Here is a 23577-nt window from a genome sequence, read left to right as displayed (position 1 = left end):
GGTCAACCCATGAGAGTACTCGTAGTGGGCAGCGGCGGCCGGGAGCACGCCATCTGCTGGAAGCTGGCCCAGTCCCCCAAGGTCACTGAGCTGTTCTGCGCCCCCGGCAACGGCGGCATCGCCCAAGTGGCCACCTGCGTGGATGTCAAGGCCACCGACGTGCCCGGCATGGTGGCTTGGGCCAAGGAAAACCACATGGATTTCGTCATGGTGGCCCCAGACGACCCCCTGGCCATGGGCATGGTGGACGCTCTGGAGGAGGCGGGCATTCCCGCCTTCGGCCCCCGGGCCAACGCCGCCATCATTGAGGCCAGCAAGGCCTTCTCCAAAGAGCTGATGGCCAAGTATCATATCCCCACCGCCGCCTATGCCACCTTTACCGAGCTGGACAAGGCCCTGGCCTACATCGAGGAGCAGGGCGCTCCCATCGTAGTGAAGGCCGACGGCCTGGCCCTGGGCAAGGGCGTGGTGGTAGCCTCCACCGTAGAGGAAGCCAAACAGGCCGCCACCGAGATGATGGCAGACAAGAAGTTCGGCGAGTCCGGCTCCACGGTGGTCATCGAGGAGTGCATGGTGGGTCCCGAGGTCACCGTACTGGCCTTTGCCGACGGCAAGCACGTGGTCCCCATGCCTGCCAGCCAGGACCACAAGCGGGCCTTTGACGGCAACCAGGGCCCCAACACCGGCGGCATGGGTGCCATCTCTCCCCCGCCCCAGTACACCCCTGAGATCGCCAAGCAGTGCATGGAGGAGATCTTCCAGCCCACCATCGACGCCCTCCAGGCGGAGGGCCGTCCCTTCCACGGGGTCATCTACTTCGGCCTCATGCTCACCCCCAAGGGTCCCCGGGTGGTGGAGTACAACGCCCGCTTTGGCGACCCCGAGTGCCAGGTGGTACTCTCCCTGCTGGACACCGATTTGATGGACGTGCTCCAGGCCTGTGTGGACGGCACCCTGGACCAGCTGGATATCCAGTGGAAGAAGGAGGCCGGGTGCGTGCTGGTGCTGGCCTCCGGTGGCTATCCCCTGGACTACAAGAAGGGCTACCCCATCTCCGGGCTGGAGGAGGCAGGCAAGACCTCCGTGGTGTTCCACGCTGGCACCGCTCTGAAAGACGGCCAATACGTCACCAACGGCGGCCGTGTGCTGGGTGTCACCACCACCGCCCCCACCCTGGAAGAAGCCATTGCCAAGGCCTATGAGGCAGGCAAGCACATCTCCTTCACCGACATGCACTTCCGCACCGACATTGGACACGCATTTTAAGGAGCGTTTTCTATGATTACCTTGGCCCAGCGCATCACAGAATTGCGCACCCAAAAGGGCATGAGCCGCCCGGAGCTGTCTCTGGCCCTGGGCCTGCCCAAAACCGCTGTGGAAAAGTTCGAGACGGGGCGTCAGACCCCCACCCAGGAGCAGCAGAAGAAGATGGCCGCCTATTTTGGCGTGTCTCTGTTCTACCTCCGGGGGGAGAGCAATGACCCCACCACCCAGGACAGCTGGATGAATGGGGCCATTCCCGACGACGACCCCGCCCCCTATCTCCCGCCCCAGCCCAAGCGGGCCCCGGCATCCCGTCCCTCCCCGGTAAAGGAGGGCTCCATGCTGGACCCCATTCTGAAAAGTGCTGGCTTCCAGCAGGCCGTCCACGACGCTGTGGTGGACGTGCTCCGCTCCAAAGAAGGGCAGCAACTACTGGAACAGGCGGTAGCCCGTTACCTGCGCAAATAACTAGAGAAAAACTTGGACCAGGATGTTCGCACATCCTGGTCCAAGTTTTTCTTATAACAGCGGTGCAAACACCTGCAAAATCTCCCGCCCCAAGCGGCGGTAGTAGGGCACGCTCTTACACTGCTCCAGGGTCACCGCCACGCTCTTGTCCTGGGTGCTCAAAAAGTCGTCCCGGATGTGGTGGACGGTGGGGGTGCCATACAGGAGCACCCCATTTTCAAAGTGCAAAAACATGCTGCGGTAGTCCATATTCACGGTGCCTACGGTGGCATAACAGTCGTCCACCACAAAGTTTTTGCTGTGGATGAAGCCGGGGGTGTACTCATAGATCTTCACGCCCGCCTCTATAAGCTCGTCGTAGTGGGCCCGGGTCACCTCAAACACCGTCTTTTTGTCCGGGATGTGGGGGGTGATGATGCGCACGTCCACCCCGGACTTGGCGGCGGTGGTGAGGGCTACCGTCATGGAGTAGTCAATGACCAGGTACGGCGTGGTGATGTACACATACCGCTTGGCCCGGTTGATGAGGTTGAGATACACCGACAGCCCCACCGGCTCATTGTCCCAAGGGCAGTCCTGGTAGGGCTGCACATAGCCCACCTCGCTCCACGCCGAGGGCTCCGGCCGGTAGCCGTCAAAGTCCTCGGCACTGTTCTCGGTGAAGTCCCACATGGACAGGAACGACACAGTCATGGACCACACGGCATCCCCCTCCAGGCGGATGGCAGAGTCCTTCCAATGGCCGAACCGGGATTTGACGTTGATGTACTCGTCAGCCATGTTGATGCCCCCGGTAAAGGCCACCGTTCCATCGATAATCATATATTTCCGGTGGTCCCGGTTATTCTGGCGCAGAGACACCACCGGGAGGATGCGGTTAAACACCCGGCACTGGATGCCCAGCTTTTCCATGCGCTCCGGGTAATCTGCCGGAAGGGTGAAGATGGACCCCACATCGTCGTAGATCACCCGGACCTCCACCCCCTGCTGCACCTTCACTTGCAGCACGTCCAGGATGGAGTTCCAAAGCTTACCCTCTTCAATGATAAAGTATTCGATGAAGATATACCGCTTGGCCCCCCACAGGGCGGCCAGAATGTCGCTGTAACAGTTGTCCCCCAGGGGGTAATAGTGGCTCTTGGTGTTACCATACACCGGACAGTGGGCCACCTGCTCCAGGTAGTTGGCCATGCACGAGGCATCCGAGCCAATGAGCTGGGTCAGGGCCCCAGCCCGGTGGCACTCATCCCCCAAGTTCTGGCACACTTTCTCCTCCATGATGCGCAGACGCTTCTGGTTGAAGTTGGACAGGTGGTTTCCACCCAAGAGCAGATAGGCCAGCGACCCAAAGGGCATCAGACCCAGGACAATGATAATCCAGCTGATCTTATACCCTGGGTTGCTCTTACTGGCCACAATCCACACCACCACCAGAATGGACAAGATCAAAAAGGCCCCATGTATCATGTCGTAATGGGGAATCTCCTGTAGCCTGGAAAGGGCAAACACGTAGAACCCCAACTGAGCGACGATCAACACTGCCATAATGCCCACTCGGTGAAACAACAACTTTCCGATATGCGTCAGTATCCGATTCATGGTATCTCCTCTTTACCGCAAAACCACGCTGTCCTCGCCCAGCGTCTCTCTCAGTTCCTCCAGCAGCACCGCATGGTGCAGACAGCCCGCCAGCAGCTTCTTTTTGCTGTCTTGCAGGTAGACCACCGTGCGGCTCTGGCCGGGGAACATACTCAGCAGCTTTTTCAGCCACACCAGGGACTCATTTCCGTCGGGCAGGCGAATCCACAGGGTCTTTTCTGCCTCGCTCTCCTCTGGCGTTGGGCTCTGCTGGTCCTCTCCACTCAGGGGTCCAATCCAGTCCACCATGATCTGAGGCTCCTTCTCGTCCCGCTGGGACAAACGCCCGGTGACGGCCACAGGAAGCCCTGCCTTGAGGTAGTGGCCACACTCCCCCAACACCCGGGAGAACACCATCAGCTCCATGGCCCCCGTGGCATCCTCCAGGGAGACGTAGGCCATCATGGTGTTATTCTTGGTGGTCTTGGTCTTCACCGTGGCCACCACCCCCGCCACAGTCACCTTCTGGCCATCGGAGAACTTGGGGGGACGGTCCCCCTCCTCCGAGCAGCCCTGGATCAGAGTGGCAATGGGCACCGCGCGGAGCTTTTGCACTTGGCGGCGGTACTGGTCCATGGGATGGCCGGACAAATACAGGCCTGTGACCTCCTTCTCCATAGCCATGAGCTCAGCGGGAGTAAACTCGGGAATGTCCGGCAGCTTCATCTCCGGCTCCAGGCTCTCCTGACCACCGAAGAGGTCAAACTGCCCCTCCAGTTTCTGCCGCTGGTCACGGAGAATGGAGTCCACCACCTGCTCAAAGACCTTCAGCAGCTGACTACGGCGATAGCCCATGCGGTCAAAGCATCCCGCTCGGATGAGGCTTTCCAGCACCCGCTTATTGAGATCGTTGTGGCTCATGCGGGCACAGAAGTCGGGGAAGGAGGTGAAGGGGCCTCCCTGCTGCCGCTGGGTCAGCACCGCATTCACAAAGCCCCGGCCCACGCCCTTGAGGGCGGCCAGTCCGAATCGGATGTTATTGCCCGACACGGTAAAGCTCAGACCCGACTCATTGATGTCGGGGGGCAACAGGGCAATGCCGTTCTCCTTGCACTCGGCGATGTACTCCGCCACCTTGTCCTGAGAGTCCAGCACCGAGGTAAGCAGTGCCGCCATATACTCTCGGGTGTAGTGGCATTTAAACCACGCCGTCTGATAGGCCACAATGGCGTAGCTCACGGCGTGGGCCTTGTTGAAGGCGTAGTTGGCAAAGGCGTAAATTTCATCATAGATGGCTTGGGCATCCTCCGCCGGAATACCCCGAGCCACACAACCTTCAATGTTGCGCTGAGGGTCGCCGTTGATAAAGGCCTCCCGCTCCCGCTCAATGTCCTTGACCTTCTTCTTACTCATGGCCCGGCGCACCATGTCTGCCTGGCCCAGAGAGTATCCCGCCAGGCGGCGGAAAATCTCAATGACCTGCTCCTGGTAGACGATACACCCATAGGTCACGGACAGAATGGGCTCCAGAGCGGGATTCCGATAGGAAATGCACCGGGGGTCCTGCTTACTGGCAATAAACTTGGGGATGGAGTCCATGGGGCCGGGTCGGTACAGGGCGATGATAGCGGTGATGTCCTCAATGTTCTGGGGCTTGAGGCCCACACACACACCCGTCATGCCCGCCGACTCCATCTGGAACACACCAGAGGTGTGCCCCTCGGAGAGCATACGGAACACCTCCGGGTCATCGTCTCGAATCTCGCTGAGAGAGAAGTCCGGGTTGTGCTCCTTGACCATCTTCACTGCGTCGTCCAAAATGGTCAGGTTCCGCAGGCCCAAAAAGTCCATTTTCAAAAGGCCCAGCTCTTCCAGGGTCACCATGGTGTACTGGGTCACCGGCACATCGTCGTTGGTGGCCAGTGGTACATACTCATACACCGGCCGCCGGGTAATGACCACGCCAGCGGCGTGGGTGGAGGCGTTGCGGGGCATGCCCTCCAGCTTCCGGGCCATATCCACCAGCTGCTTGACCTTTTCGTTGCCGTTGTACAGGTCCGCCAGACCCTTGGACAGCACCAGGGCTTTGTCCAGGGTCATATCCAGAGCAAAGGGCACCTGCTTGGCAATGGCGTCCACCTCGGCGTAGGGCATGTCCATCACTCGGCCCACGTCCCGGATGGCCGCCTTGGCCTTCATGGTACCAAAGGTGACGATCTGGGCCACGTGGTCCTCCCCGTACTTCCGGGACACGTAGTCGATGACCTCCTGACGGCGGCGGATGCAGAAGTCAATGTCAATATCCGGCATGGTCACTCGCTCGGGGTTGAGGAATCGCTCGAAGTACAGGGAGTACTTCATGGGGTCAATGTCGGTGATATACAGGCAGTAGGACACCATGGACCCCGCAGCGGAACCACGCCCCGGGCCCACGGGAATGCCCTGGCTCTTGGCGTAGCCGATGAAGTCGGAGACGATGAGGAAGTAGTCCACAAATCCCATGCGGCGAATCATGTTCATCTCCATCTCCAGCCGCTGCTGGTACTCCTCCCCGGCCCCCGGGTACCGCTGCTGGAAGCCCTGGCGGCACAGGCGCTCAAAATAGGCGTCCCCGTCGGTCTCCCCCTCCGGCAGCTTGAACTCCGGCAGGTGATGGACCCCGAACTGGAAGTCCACCTGACACATCTGGGCAATTTTGGCGGTATTCTCTATGGCCTCCGGGCACTGAGGGAAGAGAGCGCGCATCTCCTCTTCGCTCTTGATGTAGAACTCCTGGGTCTCAAAGCGCATACGGTCCGCGTCCTCCAGCCGCTTGCCCGTCTGGACGCACATGAGCACATCCTGCATCACCGAGTCCTCTCGGGTGAGGTAGTGAGCGTCGTTGGTGGCCACCAGGGGAATCCCCGTCTCAGCGTGGAGGCGGAAAATTCCGGCGTTCACCGCCTTCTGCTGGTCGATGCCGTGGTCCTGAATTTCCAGGTAGTAGCTGTCCTCCCCAAAGATGTCCCGCATCTCCAAGGCGTGGTCCAGCGCCCCCTGGTAGTCCCCCGCCATCAGCCGCCGGGGAATCTCCCCGCCCAGGCAGGCAGACAGGGCGATGAGGCCCTCACTGTGGGCCCGTAGCAGCTCCATATCCACCCGAGGTCTGCCGTAAAAGCCCTCCACATAGGCCATGGACACCAGATAGCTGAGGTTGCGGTACCCCGTCTCATTTTTACACAGCAGCACCAGGTGGCGGGGGGAGCCGTCCAGCTCTCGGGTGTGGTCGAACCGGGACCGGGGTGCCACATACACCTCACAGCCGATGATGGGCTTGATGCCCGCCCCCAGGCAGGCCCGGTAAAAGTCCACAGCGCCGAACATCACTCCGTGGTCGGTGATGGCCACAGCCTCCTGTCCCAGCTCCTTGACCCGCTCCACCAACTGCTTGATGCGGCAGGCCCCGTCCAACAGGGAGTATTCCGTATGTACATGTAGATGGACAAAAGCCATGAATGTATCCTCCTGGGTAAAAGGTTTTCTCTCTCAGCTCTCCGCCAGCTGGGCCAGCTTGCGCAGTCGGTGGTTCAAAGCGGACTTGGACACCGGAGGGGTGCACAGCTCTGCCAACTGTGCCAAGGTCAACTCCGGGTGGGCCATGCGCAGGTCCACCGCCTCCTTTAATTTATCCGGCAGGTCTTCCAGCATTCCCCGCTCCTCCAGGCGGTAGATGGCATCCATCTGCCACCGGGCCGCCTCCACCGTCTTATCCAGATTGGCGGCATCGCAGTTGACCCTCCGGTTGACGCTGCCCCGCAGGTCCCGCTCCAGCTTGGCGGTCATGATCTCCATGGCGGAGACGGGGGCGCCCACGGTGGTGAGAAAGTCCTCGATGTGGTCGCTCTGCTTGAAATAGGTCACGTGGTTGCCCTTGCGCTGGGTGTCCTTGGGGGTAAAGCCCAGCTCCTGGAGCAGGGCGATGCTCTCCCGTCCCACCGCGCCGTGGGAAGTGGCCAGCTCCAGATGATAGCTCTTGCCTGGATCGGTCACCGAGCCCCCCGCCAAAAAGGCACCTCGGAAAAAGGCCGTCTGGCAGTGTTCCTCCTCCAGATGGGCAAAGTTGATGTGCACCGACACCGCAGAGTCCCGCTCCAGTCCGAAGGTGTCAAAGAGGATGTGCAGCTTCTCCGGGTCCTCGATGAGAAAACTGCCCTTCCCCTCCCCGGTGGGAATTACGTCAAACTCCACCTTAAATGCCTTGCGAAACAGCAGGGGCAGCCGCTGCTTGAGCTGAGGGGATTCCGTAATGATGCGCACCTGTCGGGGCTGGAACGTATTGCAGTAGAGCAAAATTCCGTAGGCCTCCGCCTGAGCGCAGCAGCGGCGGCTGAGGGGCTGTTTGCATAGTTCTTGTTTTACCTGGGCAGAAAAGGTCACATGCATCTGCTCCTTTTGTCAAAATGTCTTGGTGTGTCCCCGCTGCTGGTACAGCTCCAGCACCGCCTGGGCCACCTTGTCCCCGGAGTGCCGGGCGAAATCCACCTTTTCGTCGGTGAGGGGGCGGCACACTACCTCGGCCCCCAGAATCTCCATCTCCCGGCGGTCTACCACCAGAGGCACGGCGTCCTCCAGCTGGTAGCGGTACAGCATCTCCCGGGGCAGAGCCGCATTGTTGCACAGGCACAGGTCCACCAACTGGGGCCCGCCGTGCTCCAGCAATGCCTCCAGATGCTCGGAGGCGGTCATACCCTCGGTCTCCCCGTCCTGGGTCATGATGTTGCAGACGTAGATTTTCAGCGCCTTGCTCTCCTCAATGGCATCGGAGATGCCATCCACCAGCAAGTTGGGGATGACGCTGGTGTACAGGCTGCCGGGCCCCAGCAAAATGATGTCCGCCCGGCTAATGGCCTCCACCGCCGCAGGCAGCGCGGGGGGATGCTCGGGAATCAGGCGCACATGGTGAATTCCGCAGTTCTGCTGCTTTTTAAAGTTGAAGATCTTGGACTCTCCGCACACCTGGGTCCCGTTTTCAAATACGGCCTCCAGCTGGATATTCTCATTGGTCACCGGCAGAATGGTGCCTCGAATGGCCAGAACCTGGCTCATCTGGGCCACCGCCTGGTCGAAGGAGGTAGAAATTCCGTCCAGCGCCGCCAGAAGCAGATTGCCGAAGGCCTGCCCCGCCAGCCGTCCCTCAGGATAGCGGTAGGCAAGCAGAGTACGCATGAGCGACTCCTCGTCGGCCAGGGCCTCCATGCAGTTGCGGATATCCCCCGGCGGGGGCATACCCAGCTCCTCCCGCAGGGTGCCAGAGCCGCCGCCGTCATCTGCCACCGTGACAATGGCGGTGAGGTCGTCAGTGCAGTTCTTCAATCCACGCAACACGGCAGACAGTCCGTGTCCGCCGCCAATGGCCACAATGGCCGGACCGTGTTTCTTTCCCATATCTCAAGCCCTCGTCATGTCCCGGTGGTTCTCCGAGACCTGATAGCCCAAACTGCGCACGTATTCCGCCAGCGCATGGGTCATAGCCACCGAGCGGTGTTGGCCGCCCGTGCAGCCGATGGCCACCACCACCATGCTCTTTCCCTCCTCGACAAACTGGGGCAGCAAAAATCCCACCATGTCCTCTAGCTTCTCCAGGAATTCCTGGCTCTGGGCGAACTGGAACACATAGTCCCGCACACCGTCGTCCAAGCCCGTCTGGTGCTTCAGATTTTCGATATAGAAAGGATTGGGCAAAAACCGCACGTCAAAGACCAGATCCGCCTCCATGGGCAGGCCGTATTTAAATCCAAAGGAGGTGACGCACACATTCAGCTGGCTGACCTTCTTCCGCCCAGGGTACACCAGTTCCAGCACTCGGTCCCTCAGCTTTCGAGTGGACATGGCGTCGGTCTGGAGCACGATGTCCGCCCGATCCCGCACCGGCTTCATGAGCCTGCGCTCCATCTGAACGGCTCGGGCCAAAGTGCCCTGGCTGTCCATTAGCGGGTGGCTGCGGCGGGTCTCCTTGTACCGCTTGATGATGGTCTGGTCATCCGCCTCCACAAACAGAATCTGATAGGGCACCTTCATGCTGTCCAGGGTGTCCAAAGCCTGGAACAGGCCGTCAAAATGGCTGCCACCCCGGATGTCACACACCACGGCAGCCCGCTGATGCTCCCCGCTGCCCATCTGGCACAGCTCTGCAAACTTGGGAATCAGCTCCGGGGGCAAGTTATCCACACAAAAATAGCCGCTGTCCTCCAAAATGGAGATCACCGTGGACTTTCCCGCCCCGGATACACCCGATACGATGAATAACTGCATACTCTCTGCCTCCTTACTTGAGGTATCTGACCTCAGGCTCCAGCTCCACGCCGGTGTCCCGGAACACCCGCTCCCGGACCTCATCCATCAGACGCAGAATGTCGGCACAAGTGGCCCCTCCTACGTTGACGACAAATCCAGCGTGCTTCTCCGAAACCATGGCGCCGCCCACACGCAGGCCCTTGAGGCCGCACTGGTCAATGAGGGCGGCGGCAAAATGGCCCTCCGGGCGCTTAAAGGTGGAGCCTGCACTGGGGAAGTCCAGGGGTTGCTTCTCCCGGCGGCGGCCAGCCAAATCCTTCATTTTCTCCCGAATCTCCTGGCCGTTGCCTGGCTCCAGGTGGAGCTTGGCCCACAGCACCAAGTTTTCCCCGTCACTAAAGGCGGTGTGGCGGTAGGCAAACTGGCACCGCTGGGCGTCCCACTCCTCCACCTCTCCGCTGGAAGTCAACACTCCCACCTGGGTCACAACCTGCTTCAATTCCCCGCCATAGGCGCCAGCGTTCATGGTCACGCCACCGCCCAAGCTGCCAGGAATGCCATGGGCAAATTCCAGCCCCGTGAGCTGGGCCTGGGCCGCCTGGTTGGCCAGCTGGGAGAGGAGAATTCCGGCCTCTGCCGTTACATTCTCCCCCTCAATGTGGCACTGTGCATACTGGGGCACGGTTTTGATCACGAAAGCGTTCACGCCGTGATCGTCCACCAGCAGATTGGAGCCGTTGCCCACCATCACCGTTGGAATCTCCCAGGCCCGGGCCAACTTCACCGCCTCCACCAGCTCCTCCGTCTGTCGGGGCAGCGCCATCAACGCCGCCGGACCGCCCACCCGAAAGGTGGTGTGGCGGCTCATCGGCTCATCCTGACGCAGTTCCAGCTGAGGCAGCCGCTCTTTAAGCTGCTGGTACAGCTTATGTATCTCATTCATATGCAAACCCTCCGGCTTGTGTCTCTAGGTTGGTATCTGGTTAGAAAGATACTCGTGTATTATAGCAGAATTCCCGTTAAAAAAAAAGTGTGGTTCTCCACGAAATTGGGAGGGGCGTTGTCAGGCAACGCCCCTCCCAGACCGGGTTTCAGCAGCAGGGATTGCAGTTTTTGGCCTCCTGGTAGCCTTCCGGCGGGGAGACCGTGTTGGGCGGGAAGAACTCCTCGGTGGGGAACTGGACCTTGCGGAACAGAGCGCAGGGGTCCTCCTCGTTTCCGCCGGTACACTCCTTGTTGGGAATGCAGTAGTCGTAGGCGGGAATGAGCAGCTGACTGTCCCGCTCCAGCCGAATCATGGAGAACTGACCCAAGGTCACATACACCCGCTTACCCTCGCTGCTCATGGACAGCTCACCGGGGAAGCAGGAAGTGATGCAGGTGGGGATGTCGTTGGGGTCGCAGCAACAGCAGCAGCCGTTGTTCTCACAGCCATCCACCAGCTTCATTCCCAGGATGATGGGATCAACCGCCTCCACGGTCGGGATCAACTGGAGAAGTCATACCATCCGCCCTCAAAAAAAATCTGCACCTCCCCCCGCTCGTCGGCGGTGATCTTCTCCACCAGTTTGGCCACGTCCGCCCGCTCTAGCCCCTCCCACCTCATGTACCCTTCCAGCTGCGCCAGAATCTCCGCTTCATTTCTGTGCTCTCCTGCCCTTTTTACCTGTAAAGCATCTTCCCTTGTCTGTATTTCTACCAGTTCCTGTTGCAGCTGTTCCAGGGGGATAATTCCGTTGGCATAGAGCCGTTCATACCGCTTCTTTCGCTGGGTCAGGCGTTCCAGTTCACTCTCCTCCCGGGGTGCCTCTGAGATATGGTCCAGCACCTCATTCACCACACGCTGCTTCCATCCCTCCAGGTTGGTGATACATTCACTGACATGGTCCCGGATGGCAGCCACCAGCTGCTCCTCCTCGATTTTGGTGCGGTTGGCACACAGCCCCTGATCATTGCCCCAACACTTCCAGTACACCCGGGTGTTGGCATAGGTATAGGTCTTGCGGCAAAAACTTCTCCCGCACTCCGCGCAGACAATGAGACCGCTAAAGAGGTGCCGGGCGCTATATCGGCCTGGGGGCTTATCTGGCTCACGGACCTGGGCCCGCTGTTGCCGCTGCTGCTGGGCCTGGGCAAACTGCTCCGGGGTGACAATGGCCCATTGGGGCCGTGGGTGGTGAAATTGCTCCTGAGGGGGCAGCTTTTTTCGCTTTCCTGTGAGGTAGTTTTCCACCTCGTACTTGTGGTTGACGAGGTGGCCGCAGTAGGTAGGGTTTGTGAGGATGCGGTGGACAGCGGATGGGGTCCACGGACAGCCCTGTTTGGTCACATACCCCAGCCCGTTGAGCTGCTGGGCAATGGTACGGCAGCCCAGCCCCTGGTCCACATACAGTGCGAAGATCTTCCTCACCACCTGGGCCTCTTCCGGGCAGATAGTGAGTTGGAAATTGTCCACCCGGTGGTAGCCGTAGAGCAGCCGGGGCACCCGCCCCTTCTGGGCGTTGAGGCGTTTACCAAACTTCACGCGGCGGCTGAGGTTGGCGCTCTCCTCCTGAGCCAGAGCTCCAAATAGGGTGAGTACAAACTCCGATTCCCCCAAGCTGTCCATATTGGCGGTGAGAAAGCGGGTGTTCACCCCCAGTTCCTTCAGCGCCCGCACACTCTGGAGGAAATCCACCGTATTGCGGGCAAAGCGGGAGATGTCTTTCACCACCACCAAGTCGAAGTGATGTCGGGCGGCGTCTCGAAGTAACGCCTGAAATTGCTCTCGTTTCCGCATCTGGGTGCCGGAAATTCCCTCATCGGCATAGACCCGCACCAGCTCGTATCCGTTGGTCCGGGCGTAGGCTTCAAAAAACTCCTTCTGATTGGCCAGACTGTCCAGCTGCTCCTCTTTGGCAGTGGACACCCGGCAATAGGCTGCAATTTTCATTTCCTATCTCCAACAACTACACAGCTTTTCCATTACAATTTTTCTCCAAAGTTCTTGCAAGCCATTTTCCTGGTTTTGGTCTACGATAACAAAGTGAATATTCAAAACCATCACCCCCACACCACTGTATGAGGGGAAGTGCCGGGTATGACAAAGAGCTGGCGCAGAGGTATCTCTGCACCAGCTCTTCTGATACGTATTGGGTCTGATTACAGGGCCCCGTGGACCAGCTCGCCCCGGAACAGGACGGCCTTCAGGTTCAGGTCCTTGTCCAGGACCACCACGTTGGCGTCCTTGCCCACGTCCAAGCTACCCACACGGTCGTAGATGCCGATGGACTTGGCGGAGTTGACGGCGGCGGCCATCACAGCATCCTCCAGGGGGATGCCGAAGGAGACGGCCGTCTTCATGCAGTTCATCAGGTCGGTGACAGAACCGGCCAGAGTGCCGTCGGCCAACTCAGCCCGGTTGCCTTTGACGAACACAGCCTGACCGCCCAGGGTGTACTCACCATCGGGCATACCAGCGGCACGCATGGTGTCGCTGACCAGCACCATCCGCTCACGGCCCATCATCCGGAAGGTGGCCCGGATGACAGCGGGGTGCACGTGCACGCCGTCACAGATGATCTCCACATAGGCGTCCTTGCTGTCGGCGGCAGCGCCGATGACGCCGGGGTCACGGTGGGCAAAGGGAGGCATGGCGTTGTAGAGGTGGGTGACATGGTTGGCACCGGCCTCAAACGCGGCCATAGCAGTGTCATAGTTGGCGGTGGTGTGAGCCAGGCTCACGGACACCTCGTCCTTCACCTCACGGATGAAGTCCATGGCACCCTCCAGCTCGGGAGCCAGAGAAACCAGCTTCACCAGGCCCTGGGAACACTCCTTCAGGTGGCGCAGCAGAGCCACGTCGGGATCACGCAGCCAAGCGCCGTTCTGAGCGCCCTTCTTGGCAGCGGCCAGGAAGGGGCCCTCCAGGTGAATACCCACCAGCTCAGCGCCGGGCACGTTGGCGGCACGGTGCTGGGCAGCGGTGGTGCACACCTTCTCCAGCTGCTCGGCAGCCAGAGTCATACCAGCGGGGCAAATCTGGGTCACGCCACGGGACAGCTCGTAAGCTGCCATATCCGCCAGACCCTGAGCGTCTGCGTCGGAGACATCGGCCCCCACGCAGCCGTGGAAATGGACATCGGTGAGGCCGGGGATGACATAGCACCCGGACACGTCCACGCCGTTGTCCTGACAGTTCTCTACGATCTTTCCGCCCTCCAGGCACACGTCTTTGACAACAAAGCCGGCCTGGGGATCAAAGACCTGTCCGCCCGTGAGTCTCACAGGCACCCCTCCTTACGCAGCACGGAGAAGGCGGCCTCGTCGCCCACCACAGTCACGTTGGGGTGCAGCTGCAGCAGAGAGGCGGGCACGCGGGGAGTGATGGGGCCAAAGAAAGCCTTGTGGACGATCTCAGCCTTGTCCTCGCCGCTGACAACCACCACCACGGAGCGAGCCTGGAGAATGGCGGCCATGCCCATGGTCAGAGCCTGACGGGGCACGTCAGCCTCGGAGGCGAAGAAGCGCTTGTTGGCGTCGATGGTGCTCTGAGCCAGCTCCACCACGTGAGTGGGGCCCACAAACTCGTCGGCGGGCTCGTTGAATCCGATGTGACCGTTGTGGCCCATGCCCAGCAGCTGCAGGTCAATGCCGCCCAGCTCACGGATGTGGGCGTCGTAGGCAGCGCACTCAGCGTCAGCATCCTCAGCCTTGCCGTTGGGGACGCTGGTGTTGGCCACATCAATATCCACGTGGTTGAAGAGGTTGTTCTGCATGAAGTAGCGGTAGCTCTGGTCGTGATCGCCAGACAGGCCCTTGTACTCGTCCAGGTTCACGGAACGGACGTTGGCAAAGGACAGGTCGCCCTTGTTGTACCACTCGATCAGCTGCTTATAGGTGCCGATGGGGGTGGAACCGGTGGCCAGACCCAGCACGCAATTGGGCTTGACGATGACTTGCGCAGAGATGAGATTCGCGGCCTGACGGCTCATAGCCGTGTAGTCAGCGCAGGAAATAAATCTCATAATTGATAACCTCCTAAATTTACAGTCCGCATCCCGAACTAGCCAGGGTCTCCCCCGCCTATCCCGGAACGCCAAGTATTTCCCTTCCCTATATATGGATTCCCACACTCAGAAGGGCTCTATATGTATCATAACTTTATCAAACCCAAATATCAATAGATTTTCCAAACTTTTTTTGAATTTGTTTCCTTGCAGGAAAATTTTCGCCATTTTTTACCTGCCCAGTTGATCGCAACCGTCTCCACTACCGCCACAGGCAGGTTGCTGTTCTCCAGCGCCTGGGTGTCCAGGCTGCCCATGGAGGCGTTGGAGGAGAACACTTTGGCCGAGCCCTCGCTGCCAAAGAGGATGGCCCGCTTGTCAAACACCGCCAGTCCGCACACAGACACCGGGCGGGATGCCCCCACAAAGGCGTCTGCCGTGACGCGATAGAAGTAGCGGACGTCCACGGTGTAGAATCCCCGGTGGAACCCCATGGGCTCCACGTCAATGTAGGCGTACAGCAGCTCGGCCTTTCCAGCCTTCAGGCTGATGGCCCGATCAATGACAGCCTGGGAACTGGCTGTGGGGTAAAGGCGCAGATCTTCCACGCAGTCCTTATCGCGACAGCTGTCGTAAATTTTTCTGGTGTGAATGCACACGGCCTCTCGAATACCAGCGGTATCGCAGATGGGGCCGGGCTCAATCAATTCAGCCATAGATCAATACCTCCCGATGGTTGATGGGAACAAGAACAGAGAGATTCTCCCTTCTTCCATTCCCATTGTATGACCACCGGGAAAAAGGGTGCAAAAGCCCCCTTGCCACTCAAGGTTGCGGCAAGGGGGCTCTGGGGTTTTATTAGGGCTGACGCAGGGCGATCTCGTGGCGCTTGGGGCCAGTGGAGACAATGGTGATGGGCACACCGATGTGGGATTCCAGGAACTTCACGTAGTTCTTGGCCTGCTCCGGCAGGGCCTCAAAGTCGGTGATACCACGCACATCGCTCTTCCAACCGGGCAGAGTCTCAAACACAGGCTTGGCCCGCATCAGGCTGGGCGTGGTGGGGAACCGGTCGGTGACCTGGCCGTCGATCTCGTAGCCCACGCACACCTTGATCTCATCCAGATAGCCCAGCACGTCCAGACAGGTCAGAGCCACCTGGGTGGCACCCTGAACCATACAGCCGTACTTGGTGGCTACAGCGTCGAACCAGCCCACACGGCGGGGACGGCCGGTGGTGGCGCCGAACTCACCCTTATCACCGCCACGGCGGCGCAGCTCATCGCCCTCTTCCCCGGTGACTTCACTGACAAAGGGCTCGGTATTGGAACCCACGGAGGAAGAATAGGACTTGGTGACGCAGATGACATCCTTGATGGCGGTGGGAGGCACAGCAGCGCCCACGCAGCCAAAGCCAGCCAGGGTGTGAGAAGAGGTGGTCATGGGGAAGATGCCCAGATCGGGGTCCTTCATGGAGCCCAACTGGCCCTCCAGCAGGATGGTCTTGCCCTGGGCCAGGGCCTCGTGGACAAAGGTCACCGCATCCCCAACATAGGGACGGATCATCTCCCGGCACTCCAGCAGCTGCTGGAACAGCGCCTCCACGTCCAAAGCAGGCTTGTGGTACAGGTGCTGGAACATCACATTCTTCAGCTCTACGGCCCGAGTCAGGCGGTCGCGCAGCCGCTCCTCGTCAAAGAGGTCGCACACCTGGATGCCAATCTTGGCATATTTGTCGGAATAGAAGGGAGCAATGCCGCTCTTGGTGGAGCCAAAGGCCTTTCCGCCCAGACGCTCCTCCTCGTAGCTGTCCTGGAGCACGTGGTAGGGCATGAGCAGCTGGGCCCGCTCCGAGATGATCAGCTTGGGAGCAGGCACGCCCTGATCGGTGATGGACTTGAGCTCCTCCACCAGCTTCACCACATCCAGAGCAACGCCGTTGCCAATGATGTTGGTGACGTGGGGATAAAAAATGCCGGAGGGCAGAATGTGAAGCGCAAACCGACCGTAGTCATTGATAATGGTATGACCAGCGTTGGCACCGCCCTGGAACCGGATGACCACATCCGAGGTCTCCGCCAGCATGTCGGTGATCTTGCCCTTTCCTTCGTCGCCCCAGTTGGCACCTACGATTGCTTTAACCATAATTACCTCCGCAGTGCGGGATTCGCAACCATGTAAATGGATTTGCCTTATCCGCAACGCATTATGTGACTATTATAATATTATATTCCCCAGGACGCAAGCCTTTTCCACCACTCTGATAGATTTTATCCGGCTTCATTCTTTTACCTCTTTACTTTCTTGAAGCGCAATGGTATGATAGATACGCAATTACACCAGCACCTACTATACAGAAATGGAGGCTGCACTATGCAGAAAAACAACTCTGAGAATGCAGAGATGCTGTACCAAGCCATTTTGTCTCTCTCCTCTCCAGAGGAATGTCGGGCTTTCTTCCAGGACCTGTGCACCGTGGCGGAGCTGCGGGCCATGGCACAACGTTTGGAAGTGGCTGTGCTGTTGGACAGCGGTATGATTTACAATGATATTTTGGAGCGCACTGGCGCATCCAGCGCTACCATCAGCCGGGTCAACCGCGCACTCCAGTACGGCGCAGATGGGTATAAAACGGTCCTTCCCCGTCTAAAGTGATTGTATGGAGCAATATACCTCTCTGGCGGAATACTATGACCGTCTCACCGGAGACGTGGGCTATTCCCACTGGGCGGACTATGTGGAGCGGCATTTCCGCCGTCTGAAGCATCCCGTTCGCTCGGTGGCGGAGTTGGCCTGCGGCACCGGCTCTCTCACCTCCATCTTGGCATCCCGAGGCTACCAGATGACTGCTGTAGACATCTCAGCGGACATGCTGTGCGTCGCGGCACAGAAGTGTCAAGACCAGGAGGTGCTTTTTCTGTGCCAGGATATGGCCAAATTCACCTTGCTGGAACCAGTGGATGCCGTCATCTGCTGCCTGGACAGCGTCAACTATGTCACCCGCCCCCAGAGGCTGCGCCGGGCCTTCGCCCAGGTGTATCGCAACCTCAATCCCGGCGGGCTCTTTCTCTTTGACGCAAAAACTCCGTTGGCCCTGGAGGAGGCGGACGGACAGACCTATCTGGACGAGGACGAAAGCCTGATGTGTGTATGGCGGGCGGACTACGAACCCCGGCGGCGCATCTGCGGCTACGGCATCGACCTGTTCACCCTGCGGCCGGACGGGGCGTGGAATCGGGAGAGCGAATACCATGAGGAGTACGCCTATACCCCTCAGGAACTCACCGACTTTCTCACCCAAGCTGGCTTCTCCTCCATCAAGCAATACAGCAATCTAAAAATGTGCCCTCCCAAAGAGGAGGATCGGCGCATTTTCTTTGCAGCACGAAAGGAACAATAAAAATTTATGGATCAACTTGTACGTGTCATTGCCAAAGACGCCCCCATCAAAGCCACTGCCCTGTCCGCCACGGATTTGGTGGAGCGGGCCCGTGCCATTCATGACACCTGGCCGGTGGCCACTGCCGCCCTGGGCCGTCTGCTCATGGGCGCGTCCATGATGGGCAATATGTTGAAAAATGAGGACGGCTCTGTGACCCTCCGCATCCGCGGCGGCGGCCCTCTGGGCAGCCTCACCGCCGTATCGGACAGCACCGGCAACGTCCGGGGCTATGTCACCAATCCTGCGGTGGATGTGCCTCGCAAGGCCCACGCCAAGCTGGACGTGGGAGCTGCCGTGGGCTGCGACGGAGAACTCACCGTTATCAAAGATATCGGTATGCGGGAGCCCTACGTAGGCTCTGTCCAACTGGTGGGTGGTGAGATTGCAGAGGACATCGCCGCCTACTATGTGGAGAGTGAGCAGATTCCCACGGCCTGCGCTCTGGGGGTCCTGGTGGCTCCTGACCAGACGGTGCAGGCCGCTGGGGGCTATCTCATCCAGCTGCTCCCCGGTGCCACCGACGAAGTCATCTCCGCTGTGGAGCGTGGCATTGCCAAGGTAGGCGCCGTCAGCGCCAAGCTGGACCAAGGCATCAGCCCTCTGGATCTGCTCCACGAGGTGCTGGGTGAGTTTGAGCTGGAAGTGCTGGAGACTACCCCGGTGGAATACCGCTGCCAGTGCTCCCGGGAACGGGTGTCTCGGGCTCTCATCAGCATGGGAAAAAATGAATTGGAATCTCTGATGCAGGACCAGGGCAGCGCCGAACTCACCTGCCAATTCTGCGATAAAGTTTATCATTTCTCTGAGGATGAGCTAAAACAGTTACTTTTGGAGGCAACTTCATAATTTTCAAAAAAACTTGAAAAAAGGTGTTGACATTTCCCCCAGTGCTTGCTATAATAACCAACGTCGTCTGACGAGCGACAGCGCCGAGCAAGGCGCAAGCACTGGGGAGCATAGCTCAGCTGGGAGAGCACTTGCCTTACAAGCAAGGGGTCACAGGTTCGAGCCCTGTTGTTCCCACCAAGACATTCTAGTTGGAACGTCAACACATGTGGCGCGGTAGTTCAGTTGGTTAGAACGCCGGCCTGTCACGCCGGAGGTCGAGGGTTCAAGTCCCTTCCGCGTCGCCACTTTTATGCCTCTGTAGCTCAGTTGGTAGAGCAGTGGACTGAAAATCCACGTGTCGCTGGTTCGATTCCGGCCGGAGGCACCATTTGCGAGTGTAGCTCATCTGGTAGAGCGCCACCTTGCCAAGGTGGAGGTAGCGAGTTCGAGCCTCGTCACTCGCTCCACTTAAAATAGAAGCGGATCTTCCACTTCTATTTTAAGTGGAGGGTGCATATTATAAAAGTGTCTCTGGCGCCATAGCCAAGTGGTAAGGCAAGGGTCTGCAAAATCCTGATGCCCCAGTTCAAATCTGGGTGGCGCCTCCATATCGCCGCAAGTGTCGAGGCGCTTGCGGCGATTTTTCTTTCCCCTCTTCCCTGTTATGTGCCCTAAAAAATTATCCGGGTGTGGCGAAGCTTGGTATCGCGCTTGGTTCGGGTCCAAGAGGCCGCAGGTTCAAATCCTGTCACTCGGACCAAAAAACACCGCTGACGAGATGTCGGCGGTGTTTTTTGTTTTGTGTGATTTTGTCGAACCTGCGGCCTCTTGCATTAAAATCCGCCGCCTTATGGCCCTCAGAGTGTCAACTCTGTGGGCCATAGGTTCAAATCCTGTCACTCGGACCAAAAATCCGCTGTTTTCTCTCGGAAACAGCGGATTTTTCTTTTGAATTGTTCCTGAATTTTGGACTAATTTTTTGGTTTTTCAGGTTGACCACATAAATACCACAGACAGGTTTTATTTTTTGACCACAGGAAGGGGGCTTCTTTTTATAAGGAGTGCCCTTCTTTTGTTTTCTGTGGCGCAGGATTTTGAGAGGCGGCTACGAACCGCCTCATAAAGCCCTGTCGTATTCCAGTTCCGACCCTCCCACCGGTGGTGAAGGATCTACCCTCCCAGAGTCATTAACAGGAATATTACAAATTTCAAAATGTGCTCAAACACCACCATTTTCCCGCTTTGCTTTTTTCATAGGCAATATGCTATACTATACTTGGAATATTGGGTACAGCTACCCGGAAACGAGAGGTCACATCCATGCATAAAAATTCATTGGGAGATACCCTGAGAGAACTACGCAAGCAAAAGAGACTTTCCCAGGAGGATCTAGCTGAGGGAATCTGTTCCACAGTATCTATCTCGCGCATTGAGAATGGGAACCAAATTCCTTCTCAACCTGTATTAGAAGCATTACTAGAAAAACTGGGAACTGGGCTGTACCAAATTTGCAACGTGTACTACCGCAGTGAGAAGCAGCAGGATTTTGAGGAAAGAGCCCAGACAGTTATCAATCTGGCGGACGAGGAGAATGTGGATCGGGCTTGGGATGAACTAAAACTTCTACAACAAGACTGCCCTGACGATACTCGGAGTCGACAACTTTGCTGGTTGGTAGAGGCCACGTTACGGCTACAATGCCACGACACGGACCCAGAGAACTATCCTTTCGAAGAAACCTTGGAGCTAGCCCAAAAGGCGCTGTCCCTAACCCGCCCCAACTTCGACTACGAAAACTTCCCCAGCTCTGTGCTGACTATCTTAGAGGTGGATCTGCTCCATATCATAGTCGCCATTTATGCAGGCATGGACCGCAACATGGAGGCTTTGCGCCTGGGTGAACGCCTATATGCTTCACTCAAAAGACATGAAAGTGATGTGGTTAGTTACGAACGGGCCAAAATCAATGTAGTAAGAAATCTGGGCGCCATTTTGGCAAAAATGAAGATGTACCAAGATGCGCTACAATACATCGATGAGGCAGAAGCTCTAAGTTTGAGAAACAATGAACATAGTTTCTTGGTTATGATCGAATTGACTCGAGCAGAAATTTACTGCCTTACGGACCGCAAAAAGGAGTGCGCTGATATTTTGAAGACGTTGGCAGCCTATACAGCATTAACAAAACAAACCATATACCTTCAGTCGATTCAACGCTTTGCCTTCGATCGTCTTGGCCTCGACTTGTAAAAGGGCACGACTTAACAAATGATGTTATATGTTCATAACGAATCGTGTATGTTTATCATATACATGGTTCGTTATGGTCTTTTTTGGGCTACGAGGTAAAATATGTCTCGAGGTTGCGAAGGGAGGTCATAGTGATGAGACCTTGCGTAAAGATCGAGATTCATATTATCGTCAAGTTCTAATAGCCCTGCTTATTGTGAATGTATTTCTATCATCCACATAATTTCAAGTCGAAAGTAGCAACAGAACTGCAACCTACACCCTGTAACGAATGTGGGGGTGTGGCTCAAACAGGGCCCACCCTCGCATTCGCCGTTTCTACAATGAACTTCAACTGCCGAAGAGGAGGCTCTCTATTATGCCGAAACCGGATGTTTTCAACAATTCTGCCCCGAAGAGGGAGGAGAAAATCTCCATATCTCTCAGCCTCTGTTTTGAGGGGAAAAAGTCTGTGCAGTATCATATAAATTGGGTTGATGAGACCGGCCATTCTCACGACATATCCAACATGGACGAGAACCATCCTGACAACGAGGAGAAATGACCATGAGAGGCTATATTTTTCAGAAAAACAAGCTGCTTACCACCGTCATGGTAGTGATGACTGTCCTGCACACGGCGGCGCAAGCAATGGTGGCCCTGATGATCAGCTGGATCATTGACACAATTAACGAGATTATTTTTACCGGCGACACCAGTCCGATCGCCAGCATTGCAATCCTTTGTGTTGTGTTTGCCGTGTTTGTGGGGATTGTAGTATTTTCATCTATGTATCTCCAGGGCCTTTGGATAAAAAAGATCATGCTGAAGCTGAAAAACTCTTTGTTCCATGGCATGCTACACCAACCTATGGATACCTATCAAAACTGTAATAGCGCTGTAAACCTGACTCTGCTGACCCAGTCCGTGGGAACTTTTGAGGAAAACTATCTGAAAAATAGTATCAAGATTTTCGAGTCGGCCTTTAGCATTGTGATGGCGGTGGTGTTGCTGTTCACTATCAATCCCATGGTAGCCATAATCTCCATCGTGTCCATGTGCATTCCAACGCTGCTGCCCCAGCTGTTCGGCAAAAAAATGGCTCACTGTCAAGAGACGGTTGTAAAGAAAACCACCGATTATACCGGCAAAGTAAAGGATGCACTGACCGGCTACGAGGTGCTAAAAACGTACCATGCTGAGCTACAAAACGAAGCAATCTGCCAAGATCAGGCCGACGCCATGGAAAGCAGCAAGTTGAAGATGACCGCAACCAACGCCATGGTGTATAGCGTTGCCAATTTTTCCTCGGTAATAGTGCAACTATTCATTATGTTGCTAGCAGGCATTTTCGCGGTGCGCGGTCTGATTTCTCTGGGCAATATCTTAGCTGTGGTAAATTTGACTAGCATGGTGGTGTCCCCCGCCTTTGAAATTTCGGGACAGATTACACAGCTGAAGTCTACCCAGCCCATTGTGAACCAGATGCTGACCCTGTTAAACATCTCTGATGCCTCTGCCCCCATGTCTGAGGTCAAACGGAGTCTCGTTTTGGACAATGTGACCTTTTCTTATTCAGATACCCCTGTGCTGGCCCATGCTAGCGCCCAGTTTGAACAGGGTAAAAAGTATGCCATCATTGGGAAAAGCGGCAGCGGAAAAAGCACCTTGTTAAAGCTGCTCGCCGGATACTATAACGACTTCGACGGCAACATCCTAGTGGACGGCCAAGCGGATATGCAGTGCGACTGTGCAGTCATTCATCAAAATGTGTTTTTGTTTGATGACACCATCCGCAACAATATCACCCTGCACGGCGATTACACCGACGCCCAAGTGCAGGAGGCCGTCTATGCGGCCGGGTTGGATGAAGTAGTGGCCGACTTGCCGGAGGGGCTAGAGACAAACGTCTCAGAAAATGGTGCACGCTTCTCTGGTGGCGAACGGCAGCGTATTGCCATAGCTCGGGCTCTGCTGCACAAAAAGTCTCTGCTTCTTGTGGACGAAGCCACATCCGCCCTGGATGCCGAGAACGCGGCAAAAATTGAGGATAGCATTCTGAACCTACAGGGAATCACCTGCATTGCCGTAACTCACAAAACCGATCCACAAAGCTTATCTCGATATGATCAAGTTTTGCGCATGGAAAACGGTATGCTGTCCCCCGAGCGAAAGATTTTCTGAAGGAAATAGTAGAGCAGATCTACACTCTGTAAACCGGGAAAACTGTGCTTTGACGTAGCACAGTCTTCCCGGTTTTCTCTCACCACCCCTGCCTTCCTAAACTCCGCCCTGACCTCATCACTGAGAGCTTCAATCTCTGCATTCATCTCCCGGATTGGCTCTTCCAGCTTCTCCTCGCACTCCTCTTCCGTCGGGGTGTAGACATTCCGGGGGCGTTTCTTGCCATCTGGCCACACTGAGGAATATCTTCCCTCTCAGCGACAATCATTAATCTTACTGACGCATACTGTCCTTGGGCTGCACCAAGTGAGCCGGACAGAGGTG

General features: G+C 57.2%; 20 protein-coding genes and 6 tRNA genes. 14 read left to right on the top strand and 12 right to left on the bottom strand.

From position 1 onward, the window contains the following. Window positions 1–9: 9 nt before the first annotated feature. Complete coding sequence (purD, locus tag B5F12_RS02300) at window positions 10–1266, top strand: phosphoribosylamine--glycine ligase (protein ID WP_087229651.1); 1257 nt, start codon at window positions 10–12, stop codon at window positions 1264–1266. A 12-nt stretch (window positions 1267–1278) separates the two neighbouring features. Then, on the top strand, window positions 1279–1731 hold the full coding sequence (locus B5F12_RS02295; protein ID WP_087229648.1) for a helix-turn-helix transcriptional regulator: 453 nt from the start codon (window positions 1279–1281) through the stop codon (window positions 1729–1731). 51 nt (window positions 1732–1782) lie between these two features. Here B5F12_RS02295 and cls read toward each other — a convergent pair whose 3' ends face one another. The 12 genes from cls to B5F12_RS02235 form a co-directional block, all read right to left on the bottom strand. Beyond that, a complete protein-coding gene (gene cls / locus B5F12_RS02290; protein ID WP_087229645.1) occupies window positions 1783–3330 on the bottom strand; it encodes a cardiolipin synthase in 1548 nt (515 codons plus the stop codon). A 12-nt stretch (window positions 3331–3342) separates the two neighbouring features. Next, window positions 3343–6801: a DNA polymerase III subunit alpha gene (locus tag B5F12_RS02285; RefSeq protein ID WP_087229642.1), complete on the bottom strand. Its 3459-nt coding sequence runs from the start codon at window positions 6799–6801 to the stop codon at window positions 3343–3345. A 33-nt stretch (window positions 6802–6834) separates the two neighbouring features. Continuing rightward, window positions 6835–7731, bottom strand: coding sequence for a DNA-binding protein WhiA (gene whiA, locus B5F12_RS02280; protein WP_206020562.1), 897 nt, complete (start codon window positions 7729–7731; stop codon window positions 6835–6837). 12 nt (window positions 7732–7743) lie between these two features. Continuing rightward, window positions 7744–8733, bottom strand: coding sequence for a gluconeogenesis factor YvcK family protein (locus B5F12_RS02275; protein ID WP_087229636.1), 990 nt, complete (start codon window positions 8731–8733; stop codon window positions 7744–7746). Window positions 8734–8736: 3 nt separating this feature from the next. Continuing rightward, window positions 8737–9600: an RNase adapter RapZ gene (rapZ, locus tag B5F12_RS02270; RefSeq protein ID WP_087229633.1), complete on the bottom strand. Its 864-nt coding sequence runs from the start codon at window positions 9598–9600 to the stop codon at window positions 8737–8739. Between the two features lie 13 nt (window positions 9601–9613). Continuing rightward, window positions 9614–10525, bottom strand: a complete 912-nt coding sequence (gene murB, locus B5F12_RS02265; RefSeq protein ID WP_087229630.1) for a UDP-N-acetylmuramate dehydrogenase — start codon at window positions 10523–10525, stop codon at window positions 9614–9616. Between the two features lie 148 nt (window positions 10526–10673). Then, window positions 10674–11072 carry a hypothetical protein gene (locus B5F12_RS02260; RefSeq protein ID WP_204221452.1) on the bottom strand — a complete coding sequence of 133 codons (399 nt, stop codon included), beginning with the start codon at window positions 11070–11072 and terminating at the stop codon, window positions 10674–10676. Continuing rightward, window positions 11069–12514 carry a recombinase family protein gene (locus B5F12_RS02255; RefSeq protein ID WP_087229627.1) on the bottom strand — a complete coding sequence of 482 codons (1446 nt, stop codon included), beginning with the start codon at window positions 12512–12514 and terminating at the stop codon, window positions 11069–11071. Before B5F12_RS02255 ends, B5F12_RS02260 begins: the two co-directional genes overlap by 4 nt. Window positions 12515–12723: 209 nt before the next feature. Then, window positions 12724–13848: an N-acetylglucosamine-6-phosphate deacetylase gene (gene nagA, locus B5F12_RS02250; protein WP_087229624.1), complete on the bottom strand. Its 1125-nt coding sequence runs from the start codon at window positions 13846–13848 to the stop codon at window positions 12724–12726. Further along, window positions 13845–14588, bottom strand: coding sequence for a glucosamine-6-phosphate deaminase (gene nagB / locus B5F12_RS02245; RefSeq protein WP_087229621.1), 744 nt, complete (start codon window positions 14586–14588; stop codon window positions 13845–13847). Before nagB ends, nagA begins: the two co-directional genes overlap by 4 nt. A gap of 152 nt (window positions 14589–14740) precedes the next feature. Continuing rightward, window positions 14741–15286, bottom strand: a complete 546-nt coding sequence (locus B5F12_RS02240; protein WP_242954866.1) for a hypothetical protein — start codon at window positions 15284–15286, stop codon at window positions 14741–14743. Between the two features lie 142 nt (window positions 15287–15428). Continuing rightward, window positions 15429–16715 (bottom strand): adenylosuccinate synthase, encoded by a 1287-nt coding sequence (locus B5F12_RS02235; protein WP_087229618.1) that lies wholly within the window; start codon window positions 16713–16715, stop codon window positions 15429–15431. A gap of 228 nt (window positions 16716–16943) precedes the next feature. On the opposite strand from B5F12_RS02235, the gene B5F12_RS02230 reads away from it, so the two are divergent. The 12 genes from B5F12_RS02230 (at window position 16944) to B5F12_RS02175 (ending at window position 23253) form a co-directional block, all read left to right on the top strand. Continuing rightward, on the top strand, window positions 16944–17225 hold the full coding sequence (locus tag B5F12_RS02230; protein WP_087229615.1) for a YerC/YecD family TrpR-related protein: 282 nt from the start codon (window positions 16944–16946) through the stop codon (window positions 17223–17225). A 4-nt stretch (window positions 17226–17229) separates the two neighbouring features. After that, window positions 17230–17970, top strand: a complete 741-nt coding sequence (locus tag B5F12_RS02225; protein WP_087229613.1) for a class I SAM-dependent methyltransferase — start codon at window positions 17230–17232, stop codon at window positions 17968–17970. A gap of 6 nt (window positions 17971–17976) precedes the next feature. After that, the gene (gene hslO, locus B5F12_RS02220; protein WP_087229610.1) at window positions 17977–18858 is read left to right on the top strand and encodes an Hsp33 family molecular chaperone HslO; all 882 of its coding nucleotides are present in this window, start codon (window positions 17977–17979) and stop codon (window positions 18856–18858) included. A 104-nt stretch (window positions 18859–18962) separates the two neighbouring features. After that, a tRNA-Val gene (locus B5F12_RS02215) sits at window positions 18963–19038 on the top strand. A gap of 30 nt (window positions 19039–19068) precedes the next feature. Next, window positions 19069–19145 (top strand) — tRNA-Asp (locus tag B5F12_RS02210). 7 nt (window positions 19146–19152) lie between these two features. Next, a tRNA-Phe gene (locus B5F12_RS02205) sits at window positions 19153–19228 on the top strand. A 3-nt stretch (window positions 19229–19231) separates the two neighbouring features. Next, window positions 19232–19307 (top strand) — tRNA-Gly (locus B5F12_RS02200). 66 nt (window positions 19308–19373) lie between these two features. Further along, window positions 19374–19448: transfer RNA gene (locus tag B5F12_RS02195), tRNA-Cys, on the top strand. Between the two features lie 75 nt (window positions 19449–19523). Next, window positions 19524–19600, top strand: a tRNA-Pro gene (locus B5F12_RS02190). 560 nt (window positions 19601–20160) lie between these two features. Beyond that, complete coding sequence (locus tag B5F12_RS02185; protein ID WP_087229607.1) at window positions 20161–21090, top strand: helix-turn-helix transcriptional regulator; 930 nt, start codon at window positions 20161–20163, stop codon at window positions 21088–21090. A 358-nt stretch (window positions 21091–21448) separates the two neighbouring features. Further along, the gene (locus B5F12_RS02180; protein WP_087229604.1) at window positions 21449–21634 is read left to right on the top strand and encodes a hypothetical protein; all 186 of its coding nucleotides are present in this window, start codon (window positions 21449–21451) and stop codon (window positions 21632–21634) included. A 2-nt stretch (window positions 21635–21636) separates the two neighbouring features. Beyond that, window positions 21637–23253: an ABC transporter ATP-binding protein gene (locus B5F12_RS02175; RefSeq protein WP_158096727.1), complete on the top strand. Its 1617-nt coding sequence runs from the start codon at window positions 21637–21639 to the stop codon at window positions 23251–23253. Window positions 23254–23577: the final 324 nt, after the last annotated feature.

Origin of the sequence: Pseudoflavonifractor sp. An176 (assembly GCF_002160435.1) — a bacterium.
Lineage (GTDB): Bacteria > Bacillota > Clostridia > Oscillospirales > Oscillospiraceae > Enterenecus > Enterenecus faecium.
Note: the sequence above shows the minus strand (reverse complement) of the source record. Positions and strands in the feature narration are given on the sequence as shown.